The sequence below is a fragment of the Pseudomonadota bacterium genome, from assembly GCA_022361155.1.
Classification (GTDB): domain Bacteria; phylum Myxococcota_A; class Polyangia; order Polyangiales; family JAKSBK01; genus JAKSBK01.
Map to the genome: position 1 here is coordinate 23,574 of JAKSBK010000162.1, position 16,641 is coordinate 40,214.

Genomic DNA, 16,641 nt, shown 5'->3' on the forward strand with positions numbered 1-16,641 from the left:
CGAGCTAGAAGCCACTTGCTACGGCCACTCCGTGCCCTGCAAAGGGAGCTGCGATATGTGCCAAGGTGGGCTGCATGATGTCCATGACGAGCGAGGGGAAACACCCGAGCACGACGGCAAGGCCAACGAGCGGAATCGCTGCGACAACCTCCGCCTTATTCATGTCCGTCAAGCCTGCCCAGCGAGCGTTCATGGGTCCCATGAAGACCTTGTCGATGGCCCGCAGTGAATACGCCATCCCGACCAGAACCCCCGCACTGCCGACCATGACCCACAGACCCTGAGCCTGAATGGAAGCCGTCATGGCGTGGAACTCGCCCACGAAACCCGAGAAACCCGGCAGGCCCATCGCAGCAAGCAACGTAGCGATGGTAAACGCAGAATAGACGGGCACGCGCGTAACCAGGCCGCCAAAGTCGCTCAACTGACGGCAGTGCGTCTTGGAGTAGAGCCAGCCGACCAACATAAAGGCGGCGGCCGCCAGGATACCGTGGGAGAGCATCTGCATGCTGGCGCCGACAAACCCCGCGGTGCTCAAGCTTGCCGTCCCCATCATCACGAAGCCCATGTGGCTGATGGAGGAGAAGGCCACCATGCCCTTGAGATCGGTTTGGCGCCATGCCAGCACGGCGCCATAAACCAGATTGATAACACCAAGAATCATCAGGTACTGAGCGAACCACTCAAGTCCGAGCGGCAGCATTTCCCCTGCACGCAACACACCGTAGGCTCCCATCTTCAACAGCACACCGGACAGCAGCATGCTCAGAGGGGTGGGCGCTTCCACGTGCGCCAGCGCCAACCAGCCGTGGAAAGGGAAAGCGGGGATTTTGACTGCAAAACCAAGGAACAGACCGACGAAAACGAGTGCCTGAAACTCCGTATCCCAGCCACGGGCGATCTCGACCATCTTGTCCATGTCAAAGGTGTGCACCGGCGAGTTCAGGTAGATGGTCATCATCGCCAGAAGCACCACCAAGGAGCCGCCAAGCGTGTATAGAAAGATGGTCACGGTCGCGGCCATGCGGTTCTTGCCACCCCAGATCCCGATCAGGAAATACAGCGGGAGCAGCGAGATCTCGAAGAACATGTAGAACACGAGCCAATCGTGGGCGATGAACACCCCGATCATCGAGAACTCGAGCAGCAGGAACCACACGTATAGGCCCTTGGGTCGATCCGTGTACCAGGCGCAGGCCACCATGGCAGAAAAAGCCAGCAGGGTCGTCAACAGCAGCAGCGGATACGACAGCCCGTCGACTCCGATGTAGTACTCCATCCCGATCTCGGGATCCCAGGGATAGCGTTCCACGAACTGCAAGCCACCGTGCGGATCGAACGATCCCAAAAGCCCCCACGACAGCACGAGCGAGCCCGCCGAAGCCAGGATTGCTATCGCTCGAATCCGGACCAACGCGTCCTTGGGCATCATCAGAACGATGACCAGGGCGATAGCCGGCAACCACAGAACGACATTTAAGATACCCACATCGGACCTCGAAACGGCGTGCAGATTGTACTGGCGGTAGGGAAAGCCAGGCGCGGTACAGGAAGCGTGCCTGAGTTTAGCTCGCTCCGACCGGGCTGCCGGCCTTGGCTTCTTTGCGCACGAGCGAGGAAAGCGGGTGATGCGTGCTGTTGGCCAGGTGGTCCTTGGAACGCGACACCACCTTGCCGCCACCGCGTGCGTAGTCCGCTTCGAAATCGTGCAGGCGCTCGTTGACGGTGTGGTCGACCAGATGCACCTCCCCATAGTCGAGCACGATGGTCTGCCCTCGGGGCACGGCCAGGAGCTTGCCCTGTATGCCCATGAAGTTACCGAAGTTCAGGGCGCGCTTGAGCTTGATCACGTGCGTGTCGGCAGCTTCCTGTGCGACCTCGACATCGGCCTTGAACAGGTTGCCCACAGAGCAGCCTTTGATGATGTTGGTGATCAGACCGCAGACGATGCCCACGAGCACGCCCATCAGCAGGTCCTCGAACACCACGACCAACATGGTGATGGTCATGTAGAGGAACTCTTCTTTACCCAAATGCAGGGCGTGGACGAACTCCTTGGGGTGCGCGAGCCGGAAACCGATCACGCACAGGACACCGGCCAGTGCAGCTTTGGGAATATTCTCGAGCAGCGGGGATGCGAACGCGACACAGAGCAGCAGCAGGGTGCCGTGGAAGAAGTTCGCCCAGCGGGTGCGGGCACCGTTCTGGATGTTGGCCGCGCTACGAACCACCTCTGCGATCATGGGCAGACCGCCGATCATGCTGGAAAGCGCGTTACCCACGCCTTTGCCTACCAGCTCGAGCTTCATGCTGGAGGTGCGTTTCCACGGGTCGAGCTTGTCGACCGCTGCAGCGGTCAGGAGCGACTCGAGGCTGTTGACGAACAGGTACATGAAGGACCACTTGGCCAATTTGCCCATGGGAGCGCCGAAGTCGGGCGCCGTGAAGCCGGCCAAAAAGCTCTCCGGCAAGTCGACGAGGTAACCCTTCCCGTCCGCGTCGGTCATCTTGTCCACGCCCAGGGTCATCGACAGGGCCACCGTGACGAGCACGGCTACCAGGGCCGCCGGAAGAATTTTTGCGACGGCCTTCATCATGGGCCAAAACACCGTGATTATCACGGCGATACCACCCAAGAGCGCCACCGGCGCCACCATCTCGCCGAACGCCGGGACGATCTTGAGGACCGTCTGGTGCATGGGCGTGGACGGGGTCTTCAACCCCAACGCCACAAAGACCTGTTTGACCATGATGATGACGCCGATGCCGGCCAGCATGCCGTGCACCACCGATAGCGGGAAGAACGCGGTGAGCTTGCCCGCGTTCATGAACCCGAGAACAATCTGGCAAAAGCCGCAGATGGCACCCGCGGCCAGGGCGTACCGGAAGCCGGCCTGGATATCACCCTGGCCCATGTCTTCGACGGCGCCTAGGGTGATCGCGATCAGGCCCGCGGCGGGACCGTTGATGGTCACGTACGAGCCGCTGACTAGCGAGATCACCATCCCGCCGAGGAAGCCGGCGATGATGCCCGCCATGGCCGGCGCGTTCGAGGCCAGCGCGATGCCGATGCACAGCGGCAACGCGATCAAGAAGATCACGATGCCGGAAACCAGGTCCGACTTCCAGTTCTCGATCAGGCCCGGAATCCAGTCCTTGGGGACCGGTCCGACGTCTGCCTCGCCCCCGGTTGCTTGAGCGTTGTCTGATGCCATCACGAACCCCTCGGCCCTGCAATCAATCCTGTTTCACCACAGAGTAAGGGCCGGTCGGACTCCATGGCCGGGAGAGTGTCATCACGAAACGACCAGCGTGTCAACCGGCCTGTACGCGCATTGCCGCGCGCAAAAAAGACCGCTGCTCTCCTTCCTCGGGTCCAAGAATTTCCCGGGCCGCGAGAGTGCGCAGGCAGCGTGCATGGACCCCGTTGCTCACGTTGTTCACCCGGTGTACGCAATCTCGGGCGTGACCTGGCACGGCAAACCGCTTGCCGGACAGGGGCACGCGTTCAGCTACACAAGTAAAGGGCGCCGGCGGAAGCGCGAAGACCAAACCGCAGCGGCCGGGCCGCCGACTCAGCAATGGGCAACTGCTGTTTCAGCGAGCTCCGCCGGCTATAGTACCCCAACTCTGCCGGAACGCATTCTCTTTTTGATTTGCCTGATTGTTTGTTGGGTCGTAGCCGGCTGCGCAGCGAAATGCATAGTGTACGTTTTCTGCCTAACCTGAAGCTGGAGCCCAGCGGGGCTTCACCGTCAGCGAAATTGGATACCCCGTCGCGGCTCGTGGTGCTCGTTCGCCTGGTAGTCCTCTATTATTAGGTATGCAGCTGTATCGTCCTGCAAATCGGCCAGAAAATGGGGCAGCGGCATTGAACCGGCACGCGGCGTCATCCGCCACGATCCGACCGCTGGACGATTCCTGCGCTCGGAGCCGCGAACCCCGACGCCCTTTGCGCACGGAAAGCTGGCTCTTTGATACGCGTGCGCGTCTGTACAGGTGCGGGTTCCCAGGGCGCGCACGCAGTCTGCGCCGCCTACCACCTCGGCTCTGCGACCTCTGCTCTGCGACCTCTGCTCTGCGCCTCGGCCGGAGCGGGAAATGGGATTCGAACCCACGACTTCAACCTTGGCAAGGTTGCACTCTACCACTGAGTTATTCCCGCAGGGGAGCACTCAAAAAGGAACCAGTGGATAGAGCATGGGGTTTGGTGTGTCAACCGGGGCTGCGCCCGCCATCGTGCCCGCTCGGGCGCGGCCGTCCGCGTGCGAGCCATGGCTTCAGCTAGCTGGCATCGGCGCCTCGAAGCTGGTGGCCGATGGTGCCTAGGGGCCTCGCCAGCGGCGCCCGGCCATCGCCGGAAAACACGAGCTATTCTTCTATGGGCCCTAATGGTAGCGGATACCGTCGGCCGGCAGCAGCTTCGCGGCCCACCAGCTCGGGATCAGCGTCGCAGTGACGCATATGCCAAGGGAGACCAAGACCGTGAACGAAAACTCGACGGCGCTCGTGCGCACCGGCAAGTGGTCGATGAGGTAGACTTTGGGGTCCAGAGGAAACTCGAACGCCGAAAGGTAGGCGCAGATTCCTCCCCCAAGCGCGAGGCCCGCGGTGGTGCCCACCAGGCCGATCACCGTGCCTTGGGCCAAGAAGATGCTGAGAATAGCCCCGTCCTTGGCACCCATGGCCTTGAGGATGGAGATCTCCCTTCGCTTTTCGAGCACGATCATGATCAGGGTCGCAATGACGTTGAAGGCCGCCACGAAGATGATGGTAGCGATGACCAGACTGAGCATGATCTTCTGGATTTCAAGTGCCGTGAACAGGTTGTGGTTGAGCTCCTGCCAGTCCATCGTGTGAAAGGGCGCACCCCCCATGTCGAGCTCGAGCTGGCGTGCCAATTCGCGAGCTTTGGACAGGTCGTGCAGTCGGATCTCGACACCCGTGACGGTATCTCCCTGGTCGTGAAACGCTTGTGCCTCGTAGAGATCGACGTAGACGAGGCGGGCGTCGTATTCCTGGAAGCCGGCTTCGAATATTCCGACCACCTGGAAATCTCTCGAGCTGGGGCTCCCACCACCCGCTCGCCATAGGCGCGTATCGAGACCGGAGAGCGGAGAGATGATCTTGACCCGATCGCCAAGGCGTATACTGATATTGTTGGCGAGCGTGCGACCCACGACGATTCCAGGCAGCGGCCCTGCCTTCGCTTCGGCGTCGCGCTGCTGCGCCTCGAAAATCCGGGCTTCCTCGACGTCGGTGGGCAGCTCACCCAGGCTCAGCTCGGCGAGAGCCGCCTCCACCGCCTCGGGGCTCGGCACCTTGGCAAGACGCTCGGCGCCGACCCGATCGACCACCAGCTCGTCGAGCGCTTGGTCGAACTCGGGCTCCGGTGATGCGGTCTGAGCTCGGTCATCGATCCGGGTCGACGCAGGTCGTGCGGAGGGCAACCTCAAGCCCACCAGGCTTCCCTCCACGAGCTGTGCAGGCAAATCGAGCACCCGCTGCATCTGCTCCGGATCGACCCCCTTGACGAGGACGCCCGAGAGACGATCACCTTTGGCCAACATCATGTCGTTGATGATGAACGGCGATGCTCCGGCCACCTGCTTCTTCCGGCTCGCTTTTGCGATCACCTCCCGGTATTCCGCGAAGTCGAGTCCATACTTGAGCACCAGCGCATGCGCGTTGACACCGAGTACCTTGTTTTGAAACTCGCGCTGAAACCCCGACGTAATCGACATCACGGCAAGCAGGGCGGCGACGCCTAGCGCTACGCCCGTAACCGCGATGACCGTGATGACCGACACCGTCGCTCGTTTCTTCGAGCGCAGGTAGCGGATGCCGACCTTCAGCGCGTACGACACCTGCGGGCCTGTATCATGAGGGTGCGTCCGACAGCAACGTCGCGGCCGCCGCCGGTGTGCCGGTTCGACGCCTCGGAGCTATAGTAAGAGGGTGCCTTCGCGCTTGCTCTTATCAACCGCCGTAGCGGGGTGGATCGCCGGCTGCACCGCAACCGAGGCCGGCACCGCTCGGGAGCTTCCCGACCCTAGCTCGCCGATCGCCCGAGATGCGTTCCTTCGCACCGACGCCAGCTCTTTGCGGGTTGCCACCGGGCAGGTGGCCTTATTCGAAGCTCGCTACGTCTCGAACGCCGGCCTTCCTCTTGCGGACGAGCCAGTTCGTTTCGCGTTGATAGGTGACAGTGGTGACAGCAGCCTGACGTTTCTCGACTGGAAGAGCGACAAGGACGGCCGCATCGTCAACGGCCTACGCGCCGGTCACCAAGCCGCCGATTTCCAGATCCGAATCACTGCGACACGGGCCGAGGCCGCTTTCGTCGACGTCGAGGTGGCCGAAACCGGCTTCGGCAACTTGCATGTGCGGATCACGCAGAGCAAACGTCGGGCCCCAGACCATTGGACGGTCGCTGCGTATCGGGACAGCGACTGCGGTTCGCTCGATAACTCGACCGAAACCCGTGCCGTGAGCCTGTCGCCTGGGGACGGGGAGGCCGTGTTGGTGGCGCTGCCCGCAGGTGCGCAATACGCCGTGGAGGTGAAAGCTTGGGGCGCCGCGGACACGCTGCTGAGCCACGGATGCTCGGATGCGATCGATCTACCGCGCGAGGTGGACACCACGGTGACCGTAGCCACCCGGGACGAGCCGATAGACAGCAAAGGCGTCTACCAGGTGGAGCTGGAGTGCAGCACCCCGCGACTCGCCGACCATCTTGCGCGCTACGGGCACAGCGCGGCCGCGCAGCAACTCGCTGCCGGCCGGCCGCCCGCGCGCGCCGAGGCCTCGATTCTCCTGGATGCGCTGGAGTCGACCTTGACGGAGATCGGGCATCCCTCCGATCTCGACGCGCTGGTCAGGGAGCGGCAGAGCCGCGATCTGGATTCGAAACTGCAGGCGGCGCTCGGCGCCCGGCAACAGGGGGTAGAGGCGGCGCTCGCGTTTGCGCTGGATCGGGCACAGGAGGCGCTCAGCGAGATCACACTCTCCTCGAGGCTGCAAGTCACGCCCGCTCCGAGCCACGACCGGTGGACGCTGCGCTGGGAACCTCAGACGCTTCGCGTGCCGCCGTCCGATTCGACTGCGAGCGCACAGGTCGCCGTGCCAGCGGCGGTAGTGACCGCGGACAGCACGGCACGCCCGTCGTTGGACCTCATCGAAATGGGGGAGCTCACGCTAGGGCTCGCCTTTGGCGCCCTGGCGACCCAGGTGACGGCCGGCGTGCTGGGTGTGCACGCACCCCGGAGCCTCGCGCAGAGCCTCCGCCAGCGGCTCGGCTGCGGCACGCTGCACGAGCACCTGACCCAAAGGGCCTTGTTCATGGCTTGCGACGCGATGTGCCTCAGAGCTGCCTGCCGCGATGTGCAGGCGCGACTGGAAGCTGCGCTCGCCCAAGCCTGGAATCGCCTCGACCGGCAAGGCCATTCCACAACGCTGCGGGGGGATTGGCTGGTCAACGATACGGACGGCGATCTGGTGGGCGACGAGCTGCTGAGCGACGAATTTGTCGGTGCCTGGGGGCCCGCCGGAGCGGGCTGGCTCAACTGTCAAGCGCGGGCAATGAGGGCGCCTGCGGGCCGCTGAGAGCTCGCTCGTCATCCTCGATCTCCAGGCGCTTTTCGTGTGCTCTGCGCTCGGCAGCAGCCTGAAGCTGGATCCGGCGCTCGATGACCTGCTCATCCGCAAGGGCCAGCTGCAAACGCTCGCGTGCGCGTTCCACCTCGGCGTAGCAGGCTCGAACGGCGGCGAGATGGTGCTCGAATGCCCAGTATTTGCCTCGGAGCTGCGAACGCAGCTGCTCCCTGTGGGCCGCTCCCATCTGCAGCCACTGGGCCCTTACGGTGGCGTCGGGTGTGGGGCGATAAAGCAGCGAGTGCTCCATGCGAAGCCGGGCCTCGAGCTGGTCCGCCGCGAGACGCAGGCACTGCTGGGCCCTCGCGAGGGCGCTCCGGCATCCCTCGAGCTCCTGGCTCGAGCGATCGGTTGCGCCTGCGCGCAACAGCCTTGCCGCACGGAGAGCGGCCGGCGCCAACGAATCCTGTGCCATGACCGATCCTTGATGCGATCGAGTGCCCGGACGCCGGGAGCCACTAGCGCCCGGAATTTGCGTTGGCCCAAGCGTGTACATAGTCTCAAAGGGATGGGCCGGAAGCAAGTTCTTGTGCCTGGCACGGGCGCTGCTCTGTTGGTGTTGGTGTTGGTGTTGGCATCGCTGGGCATCGGAAAGGCTGTGCCCGCGACGGCGGACCGTCCGGCCTTAGGCTCACCGCTCCTCGTTAGAGCGCTCGCCAAAAGGCCGCTGCACCCTCGTGCGGGCAGCCCAGAGCAGCGTGTTCGAGCAGCATGGTTGCGGGGGGATGCACAAGAAGCACTCAAGCTCGCCCAGTCGCGGCTCAAGCGCGCTAGCGCAGCCGAAGCCGTGCGTCTGAACTGGCTGGCGGCACGCAATGCCGACGACGCGCAGCAGCGAGCAAGGCACTTGGCTCGCGTGATCCGAAGCGGTCATGAGCTGTCTCGTTGGGCGCGTCTGCTCCGGGCCGAAGCCCTGCTCGAATCGGACCCGAAGACCGCGCGCGGTGAAAGCAAGACGCTGACCGACGACTGGGCTGGAGCTGCCAGGGCCCGCAAGCTGTACGCTCTGGCTTTGCACGATGCGGGTGAGGCAGAGCGCGCACTGCCTTTGCTCGAACGACTCAACCAAGAGCGGCGTGCCGCGGTGCCAGCGCTCGACGTAACGCTACGGCTCGCCCAAACCCTCGGCGCGCAGGACGACCTGTCGGCGGTGCGACGGGCCGTCGACCTTTACCGAACGCTCGGCAGCCGCACGCCCATCCGGTCGCATGCCGCAGTTGCGGAACAGAAGATCCGCGAGCTGCTCACGCGCCTGCCGGCGCAAGAGCGGCGACGCTACGAGCATCCCACGATCGAAGACGCCTTCGCGCGCGCAACGGCGCTGTTTCGGGCGCGCCGCTACGAAGCGGCCGGCGAGGCGTACGCGGCACTGCTCGAGCGTGTCCATGACGACGACGCACTGACTTGCAAGGTCCGTCTGGAGCAGGGCCGCGTCCTGCTGCGGCTGCGAAAGCGGGAGCAGGCGGCCGCCCTGATGACAGGGATCGCCGACAGCTGCGCTTCGGACGAGATCAAGGCCTGGGCTCGCTACTACGCCGGCCGTGCCTACTACCGGACGGGCCAGCACGACGCCGCACTAAGGCAGCTTGCGCAGCTGGGTGCCAAACAGCACCGACTCGCGGACGACGCGCTCTATATCAGCGCCCGCATCGCCTTCGACGACGGCGACGAGGCCGGTGGGGGGCGTTTCCTGACCGAGCTGCTCGAACACCATCCCGAGGGCGACATGTGCGGCCAGGCGCGTTTCGCGCTCGCCTGGCAGGACGTCAAGGCGCACCGGCTCGAAGAGGCCCTCCGGCACTTTGATGAGGCGCTCGGGGCGGCCACGCTGCTCGAGGCCAACCGAGCCCGGCTGCTTTACTGGCGGGCTCGGACGCTCAGCTGGACGGGTCGCGCCGCCAGGGCTCGCGAGGACTACGAGTGGCTCGTACGAAACCGCCCCTTGAGCTACTACGCGCAGCAAGCGCTCGGGCGGCTCGAGGAAATCGCACCCAAGGTGGCCCGGGAGCTACGCGCGCAGTTGAAGCAGACCAGGGGGGTAATCCAAGTACGACCCACGGCGGGGTCCGTCACACGCACGCCCGCGTTCAAGAGGGCGTTGGCGCTGCTGCGGGTGGGGGAGTTCGCATTGGCCGGGGCGGAGTTCTCGTGGCTCGGAATGACCGGCGCCAGCTCGGAGCCGCAGACGCTGCGCTATGTGGCGGGCCTGCTGCACGACGCGGGCGCCTACGCGCAGGCCAGCCGCCTGGTACGCAGCCGGCTGGGCGCTTTTCGGCATGCGCCCATGGACAGCGAGGCGCTCGCGCTGTGGCGAATCGCCTATCCCAAGGCCTATGCACCGCTCATCGAGCACGTGGCCGACAAGAGCAGCGTTCCGGCCAGCTTCCTGCGGGCCGTGGTTCGGGAGGAGAGCCGATTCAACCCGTCAGCCGTATCGCGTGCGCGCGCCTACGGCCTGATTCAGCTCATCGGCCCCACGGCCCGCACCTACGGTCGCCAGCTCGGGCTTCCCAGCAACCCCGCGGCGCTGCGGGTGCCCGAGATCAACCTGCGCATCGGCGCGCGGTTCATCTCCCAGCTGTGGCAACGTTACGCGCGCAACCCCGCCGTGGTCCCGTCGGCGTACAACGCCGGTCCCGGCGCGGCCGAACGCTGGCTGCGGCAACGCCCGCAACGCGCGCTGGATGAGTGGATCGAGGAGATCCCCTACCTCGAGACACGCCGCTACACCAAGCGGGTGCTGGCCAGCTGGAGCGCCTACACCTGGCTCGACACCGGGCGGCTGCCACGGCTGAGCAGGACGCTGCCGCAGCTGTAGCAGGTTGCCGGTGCAAGAGTACGGGAGGTTCTCGCCCGCGCAGGCCAGGCTCTCTCGCTCGAAGGCTAGCCGAGCGTGGTGCCAAAGATGCCGGAGCTCATAGGATTCAAACCGGTCGGCGCGCTAGGGCAGCTGCGACAACAGTGTGGAGGCAGGCACAACGCACGGATCTGTGCGGCCGAAGCAGCTTGCGGCTACATGATTACGGCTCAGCACGGCCTGGAACGCGTGCCTGGCCCTGGTTTGCCGCTGGAAATGCGCAAGGTGGTCACTGAGTCTGGCTTCGCTCTGCTTCGCTTCCACCATGAACCAGGGCTCTCCATCGCGCACCACCAAGAAATCGACCTCTCGCTTGTCCTTGTCGCGCAAATAGCGGAGCTCGTAGTCGCCGAGGCCCGCGTCTTGCCAAGCCTGAACCGACTTGAGCAAGTGGCAGGCAACAAAGGTCTCGTACCGTTGACCGGGATCGCTTATCGCCGACCAATCCCTGAGGAACCACTTAGGCTCCTTCCGCAGAGACTTTGCCACGTTACGAAACCACGGACGCACTAGGAAGCCATAGTGCAACGTGCATGCCGCAGCGACCCAGCGGCGAACGGTGTCCACCGATACGTTCACGTTGCGCGCGAGGCTGGAGTAGCTGAGCTGACAGCCTGAGCGCTCGCGCAGCAGTGCGAAGGCGAGCTCGAGCTGTGCGAGATCCTGGATTGGACTCAGATCACGGACATCCTCCCGCACGAGCTGGGCAAAGCGCAGGGACCGCCAGCGTCGTGAGAAGCGCGAGTCGTCCTTTGCATACGGCTCGGGGAAACCGCCGTGCTTGTACAGCGCCTTGAAGCGGCGCGGGCCCAGCCGCTCGGGTGGCCGCACTTCCCTGGCGAGCAGTCCGGGGTGTACGAGCTCGCCCACAGACAGCGGGTGCATCCGATAGAGCAGATACCGACCCATCAAGCTGTCGCCCCCCCGGCGGTAGACGTCCATGCGCGAGCTGCCCGTGACGACGATCCGAAGCCGGTCCGCGTGCTTGTCGAATAGGCCCTTCAGCAGCGTGCGCCAACGTCGGTACTTGTGGATCTCGTCGATCACGAGCAGCGCGGGACGATCGCTCAGCTGTCCGAGCGAGAGCGCCGCGACAATCGCGGACGGCCCCCGCGTGATCAGCCGCCGGTCGTCTTCATCATCCCAATTGAGGTACTTGCAACGCGGATCGAGCCGGCGGCAGGTCGTCGTCTTGCCTACCTGCCTCGGACCGGTCACGAAGACCATCTGCCGGTGTGCCTGCAGATGTTCGGTCAGCAGTACGTCGTAGAGACGCGGAATCGGCATGGGACCATCTTACGATGGTTCATAAGATGGTCCAAACCGTTTTACGAACCATCGTAAGACGGTCCGAGCCATGGGCCCCACGCCTGTGCTTGTCAGCGACTTCTGCGAACCTTGACACCGGCGTGTCCCTCGTGGACCGCACCCGGCCACCGGCGTTCGCGCTCCGCGGCTGCCGGGTATCGGGGGCGGGATCGGGCGGAGAGTTTCGCGCGTGATTTGATCGCGTGCTTTGCAGGTATCGCCGGTACCTGTGGGGCTCCGGCGCTCACGTGGGTAGCGCGAGCTGGACGGCGGCCGCATCCGGTTGAGCAAGGTCAACCATGAGCGGCTCGAACCGGCTGAGCCTGCGGGACATCACGGCGATGGCTTCCGGGTTGTGGTCGACCATCAGGAATGCTCGGCCGTGCATGCCGGCGGCTTCGCCGCTCGTCCCGCTGCCGGCGAAGAAGTCCAACACGAGGTCGCCAGGCTTGGAATGCACGCGAACGATGCGGTCCAGGATCTTGAGCGGCTTCTGTGTGGGGTAGCCGGTGCGCTCGCAACCGTTGGTCGGCACGATGGTTTGCCACCACACATCGGTCGGGGTCTTCCCGCGCGCAGCCTTTTCCTTGCCGACCAAGCCTGGAGCCATATAGGGAATCCGGTCGACGGCGTCGAAGTTGTAGCTGTACGCCTTCGGCGACCTCGAGTACCAGAGGAGGTTGTCGTGCTTTCTCGACCAGCGAGAGCGAGAACGGGCGCCGAAGTCATAGGACCAGATGATTTCGTTCTGGAAGTTGTCTCGACCGAACAGGCCGTCCATCAGGACTTTGCAGTAGTGGACCTCGCGGCAGTCGAGATGCACGAAGATCGAGCCATCGCGCCGCAGGACCCGTCGAGCCTCACGTAAGCGAGGCTCAAGAAAGGATAGGTACTCGTCGTAGTCGTCGCCGTAGGACATCGACCGGAGCCGAGTCGTTCGGTAGCGGCGACCACCGAAGCCCGTCCGATCGCCATCCGGGTCCAACTCGGTTCGCAGCTGTGTGAGCCGCCGCCGCTTTCCCGTGTTGAACGGGGGATCGATGTACACGAGCCCCACGCACTCGTCGGGCAGCTCCGCGAGGGCTCGCATGCTCTCGCCAGCCGCGATCGCGGAGCGTCCACGACTCAGCACGGACTGAAGGCAACCCATGGCGTCAGTATCCTTAGATCACGTCGAGCTTCCACTGTCGATCAGGCGATCACGAACGATACCGCCATCCGGGGCCAGGATTTCCCCAACCGGATCAGCGATCGTGGAACACGGGGCACGCATTGGACACAGGAAGACGTGCAGCGCTACGATGGCTGTCTTAGGCGTGGAGATTCAGGTCTCTTGTACTCCCCAGTAGCGGTGCGGCGCGTAACCAAGACCGAGCAACGCAACGAAGCATGAGCCGCCAGCCGCGGCGACGTGCAGGACAGCCCGCAGAGCCTTCGGGTTCGAAGACGCTGCTGAGCCTGTTGTGCCTCGCACTGGCCGTTGAAGTCTCAGCGCAGGACGCGAAGGCACCCGCAGGCAGACCGTCCAAACCCAATGTGATCGTGATCCTCGCCGACGATGCCGGGTTTCACGACCTTGGATTCCAAGGCAGCCGGGAGATTCGCACGCCCCACATCGATCGCATTGCGGCCGAGGGCATCCGCTTCAGCGATGCCTACGTCACGACGCCCTTTTGCAGCCCGTCGCGGGCTGGCCTTCTCACTGGGCGTTATCCGCAGCGCTTTGGCTACGAATACAACCTGACTCACAATCCGCCGCCCGGAGTGAGTCCCGAGATCTTGGGTCTGGCCATCGAGGAAAGGACCATCGCCGATCTGATGAAGGCGGCAGGCTACACTACGATCGCCATAGGCAAGTGGCATTTGGGCCGCCTGGAGCACTTTCACCCGAACCAGCGGGGGTTCGATCACTTCTACGGGTTTCTGGGTGGCGCCGCCAACTACCATCCGGGCCAGCAGAAGAACGAAACCCAGTGGATCCGGCGCAACGCAGAGCTCGTGCAGCCCAAGGAGTATTTGACCGGCGACTTCGGCAGGGAAGCCCTGGCGTACATCGAGCGTTTCAAGAGCGTTCCCTTCTTCATGTACCTGGCGTTCAACGCGGTGCACGCGCCCATGGACGTGGTGGAGGCAGACCTCCAGCGCTTTTCGCACGTCAAGGACTTCCAGCGCCAGCGCCTGGCGGCCATGACCTGGGCCATGGATCGGGCTGTGGGCGAGGTGCTCGCTGCGCTGGAACAGCATGGGCTCGACCGTGACACGCTGGTCATCTTCACCAACGACAACGGAGGTGACCGTACCGGCATCGGCGCAAACAACGCTCCACTGCGAGGCACCAAGGGCACCCTGCTTGAAGGCGGCATCCGGGTGCCGCTCGCCATGCGCTGGCCAGCGCGGGTCAAGGCCGGAACGCGATCCAGTGCAATCGTGTCGCTGATGGACGTGCTTCCGACCGCGCTGGACGCCGCTGGCGCCGATTTGCCCGATAATCTAGACGGCGAGTCGTTGCTCGGCCACGTGCCCGGTCCCAAACCCAGGGTCCGCAAACAACGCTCCCTTTTTTGGCGCTACGACGTAATGGCCGCTGTACGCGAGGGCCGTTTCAAGCTGCTGCGGTTCCCTGACCGGCCGCCGCAGCTGTACGACCTGAGGCGAGACATCGCTGAGGGCAGGGACCTGGCAAGGCGGCAGCCAGCCAGGGTAGCCTCGCTGCTCAAGAAGATCTTCGCTTGGGAAGCCGGCCTGACCCATGCCCGCTGGAACACGGGCACGTATTGGTCGCAGGAAGACGTGCGCCGCTACGACGACAAGCACGTGGCACGAAGGAAAGAACGCAACAGGAAAAGGCTGCGAGAAAAGTACTCCCAGTGAACCGCGATCGCAGGACCGAGGCCGAAGCGGAGAACCGATGCCGATCCCGAGGTCGGATTTCGCAGCTCGGATACCGAGCCGATACCGATCCCGAGGGCGGAAGGATCGGGCCGATACGCTCGATGTCTACGCTGGCGCTGCGGCCACGGGCGGGCGCCTACTGGCGCCTTTTGGTTGTGGGGCTGCAGCGGGCGGTGAGCCGGGCGATCAAGGCATCGAGCCGCTACCGTTGCGTGGGTTGGCTCGCGCACAAGGCCCCATAGAGCTCGGGTCGCCGATCTCGAAAGAAGCCGAAGCCGGCGCGGTAGGCTCGGATTTGGTCCAGATCGAAGCGGTAGCTGCGCGTTCCGGTTTCGTTTTCGCCAAGCTGAGCGACCAGATCGCCGCGCGCATCGGCCATGAACGAGCTGCCATAGAACACGAGGTCGTGCTCGCGGCCCGTGCGATTGACAGCGACGATGGGCACGGCATTGGCGACGGCGTGTCCCACCATCACCCGCTGCCAAGGCAGCTTGGTGTCGAGCTCCGGCGCTTCGGGCTCGCTGCCAATGGCGCTCGGGTACACCACCACGTCCGCGCCAAGCAGGGTCATCGCGCGCGCGCTTTCGGGAAACCACTGATCCCAGCAGATCCCCACGCCGAGCCGGCCGTGACGCGTCTGCCAGACTCGAAACCCCGTGTCCCCAGGCCGGAAGTAGAACTTTTCCTGGTAGCCTGGACCGTCGGGGATGTGGCTTTTGCGGTAGGTTCCGAGCACGCTGCCGCCCGCATCGATCACGGCCACGGTGTTGTAGTAGGCGGGGCCTGCTCGCTCGAAGAAGGAGATGGGAAGCACCACGTGCAGCGACTGCGCGAGCCGCCGGAACGCGGCGACGCTCTCGTCGTCTCGCAACGTCCGGGCTCGCTCGAAGTTCGCGTCGTGCTGTTGCCTGGGGAAGTAGGGGCCTTGCGGCAGCTCCGGCGTTACGATCACCTGTGCGCCCGCCGCCGCTGCCTCGCGCACCAAACCCTCGAGGCGCTTGAGATTGTCGGCGGTAGAGCCCGAGAGCGGGCACTGCACCATGCCGATGCTTAGGAGGCGCGACACAATAAACGATCCAGACCCGGCGTGTGGGCGGAGTGCGATCGGGAGCGCGCCCGGAGGAAAGACCGCAGGAATAGGAGCGCCATTGCGAGGATTTTTTCGAGTCCGTAAACCGTGAACGCGCCCGCCCGCGCGCCCGCAGCGGTAGCGTTTATTTTATCGCGCCTCCTTAGGCCCCGATCGGGCTCGGGCCCGCGCTCGCTCACAACGCCCCCGTTGTGCCGTTTCGCTGGCTCGCAGGCGCGGCTTGGCACGCCGGAACCTGTTGCGTGATGCAGTGAAAGGCGCCGCCTCCCTCGAGCAAGGCGTTCGCGCCGATGCCCACCACCACGCGGCCAGGGAAGCACTGCTCGAGCACGCGCAGGGCGGTCTCGTCTTGAGGCACGCCAAACGTAGGCACCACCAGCGAGCGGTTGGCGATGTAGAAGTTCAGGTAGCTTGCTGGCATGACTTGTCCTGACCGGCCCAGCACCGTTCCGGGTGAGGGGAGCACGACCAGCTCGAGGGGGCGGCCCCAGGCATCGCGTGCGCTCGCCAGCTGACGGCGTACGGACTCGAGCACGTCGCGGTTCGGCTCCTCGGACCCGCACGGCTCCATGCAGGCGACCACCCCATGGGCAACGAAACGTGCCAGGGTGTCCACGTGCCCGTCGGTGTGGTCGTTTGCGAGGACGCCCGTGAGCCACAGCACCCTGGTGATGCCCAGCGCCTGAGCAAGCCGGCGCTCGACCCGCTGCGGATCGCGCCCATGGCAGCGGTTCGGATTGAGCAGGCAATTGCGCGTCGTGAGGCAGGTTCCTTGGCCGTCCACGTCGATTGCACCGCCCTCCAGCACCCAGTCAAAGCGGCTAGCCGGAGAACCTTGCGA

The 16,641-nt window shown here is 64.5% G+C and carries 11 protein-coding genes and 1 tRNA gene; 3 read left to right on the forward strand and 9 right to left on the reverse strand.

Features of this window, described 5'->3' with window-relative positions; genetic code table 11:
- Window positions 1–4: 4 nt before the first annotated feature.
- From MJD61_05805 to MJD61_05820, 4 genes are all read right to left on the reverse strand, one after another.
- Window positions 5–1,489, reverse strand: a complete 1,485-nt coding sequence (locus tag MJD61_05805) for an NADH-quinone oxidoreductase subunit M (protein MCG8554793.1) — start codon at window positions 1,487–1,489, stop codon at window positions 5–7.
- A gap of 76 nt (window positions 1,490–1,565) precedes the next feature.
- A complete protein-coding gene (locus MJD61_05810) occupies window positions 1,566–3,215 on the reverse strand; it encodes a SulP family inorganic anion transporter (GenBank protein MCG8554794.1) in 1,650 nt (549 codons plus the stop codon).
- A gap of 878 nt (window positions 3,216–4,093) precedes the next feature.
- Window positions 4,094–4,165, reverse strand: a tRNA-Gly gene (locus MJD61_05815).
- A gap of 223 nt (window positions 4,166–4,388) precedes the next feature.
- Window positions 4,389–5,867: an ABC transporter permease gene (locus MJD61_05820; GenBank protein ID MCG8554795.1), complete on the reverse strand. Its 1,479-nt coding sequence runs from the start codon at window positions 5,865–5,867 to the stop codon at window positions 4,389–4,391.
- 91 nt (window positions 5,868–5,958) lie between these two features.
- On the opposite strand from MJD61_05820, the gene MJD61_05825 reads away from it, so the two are divergent.
- The gene (locus MJD61_05825) at window positions 5,959–7,605 is read left to right on the forward strand and encodes a hypothetical protein (GenBank protein MCG8554796.1); all 1,647 of its coding nucleotides are present in this window, start codon (window positions 5,959–5,961) and stop codon (window positions 7,603–7,605) included.
- Here the strand turns inward: MJD61_05825 and MJD61_05830 are convergent.
- Complete coding sequence (locus MJD61_05830) at window positions 7,562–8,068, reverse strand: hypothetical protein (protein MCG8554797.1); 507 nt, start codon at window positions 8,066–8,068, stop codon at window positions 7,562–7,564. The two genes, MJD61_05825 and MJD61_05830, sit on opposite strands and share 44 nt — an antisense overlap.
- A 300-nt stretch (window positions 8,069–8,368) precedes the next feature.
- Between MJD61_05830 and MJD61_05835 the strand changes: the two genes are divergently transcribed.
- Window positions 8,369–10,471, forward strand: a complete 2,103-nt coding sequence (locus tag MJD61_05835) for a transglycosylase SLT domain-containing protein (GenBank protein MCG8554798.1) — start codon at window positions 8,369–8,371, stop codon at window positions 10,469–10,471.
- A gap of 123 nt (window positions 10,472–10,594) precedes the next feature.
- On the opposite strand, the gene MJD61_05840 is transcribed toward MJD61_05835, so the two are convergent.
- Together MJD61_05840 and MJD61_05845 are read right to left on the reverse strand one after the other, a co-directional pair.
- Window positions 10,595–11,797 carry an ATP-binding protein gene (locus MJD61_05840; protein ID MCG8554799.1) on the reverse strand — a complete coding sequence of 401 codons (1,203 nt, stop codon included), beginning with the start codon at window positions 11,795–11,797 and terminating at the stop codon, window positions 10,595–10,597.
- Between the two features lie 265 nt (window positions 11,798–12,062).
- Window positions 12,063–12,908, reverse strand: coding sequence for a site-specific DNA-methyltransferase (locus MJD61_05845; GenBank protein MCG8554800.1), 846 nt, complete (start codon window positions 12,906–12,908; stop codon window positions 12,063–12,065).
- 299 nt (window positions 12,909–13,207) lie between these two features.
- On the opposite strand from MJD61_05845, the gene MJD61_05850 reads away from it, so the two are divergent.
- Window positions 13,208–14,689, forward strand: a complete 1,482-nt coding sequence (locus tag MJD61_05850; protein ID MCG8554801.1) for a sulfatase-like hydrolase/transferase — start codon at window positions 13,208–13,210, stop codon at window positions 14,687–14,689.
- Between the two features lie 223 nt (window positions 14,690–14,912).
- Here the strand turns inward: MJD61_05850 and MJD61_05855 are convergent, their stop codons facing one another.
- Window positions 14,913–15,752: an N-carbamoylputrescine amidase gene (locus tag MJD61_05855; protein ID MCG8554802.1), complete on the reverse strand. Its 840-nt coding sequence runs from the start codon at window positions 15,750–15,752 to the stop codon at window positions 14,913–14,915.
- Window positions 15,753–15,975: 223 nt separating this feature from the next.
- On the reverse strand, window positions 15,976–16,641 hold a 666-nt coding region (locus MJD61_05860; protein MCG8554803.1), incomplete at its 5' end, for an agmatine deiminase family protein.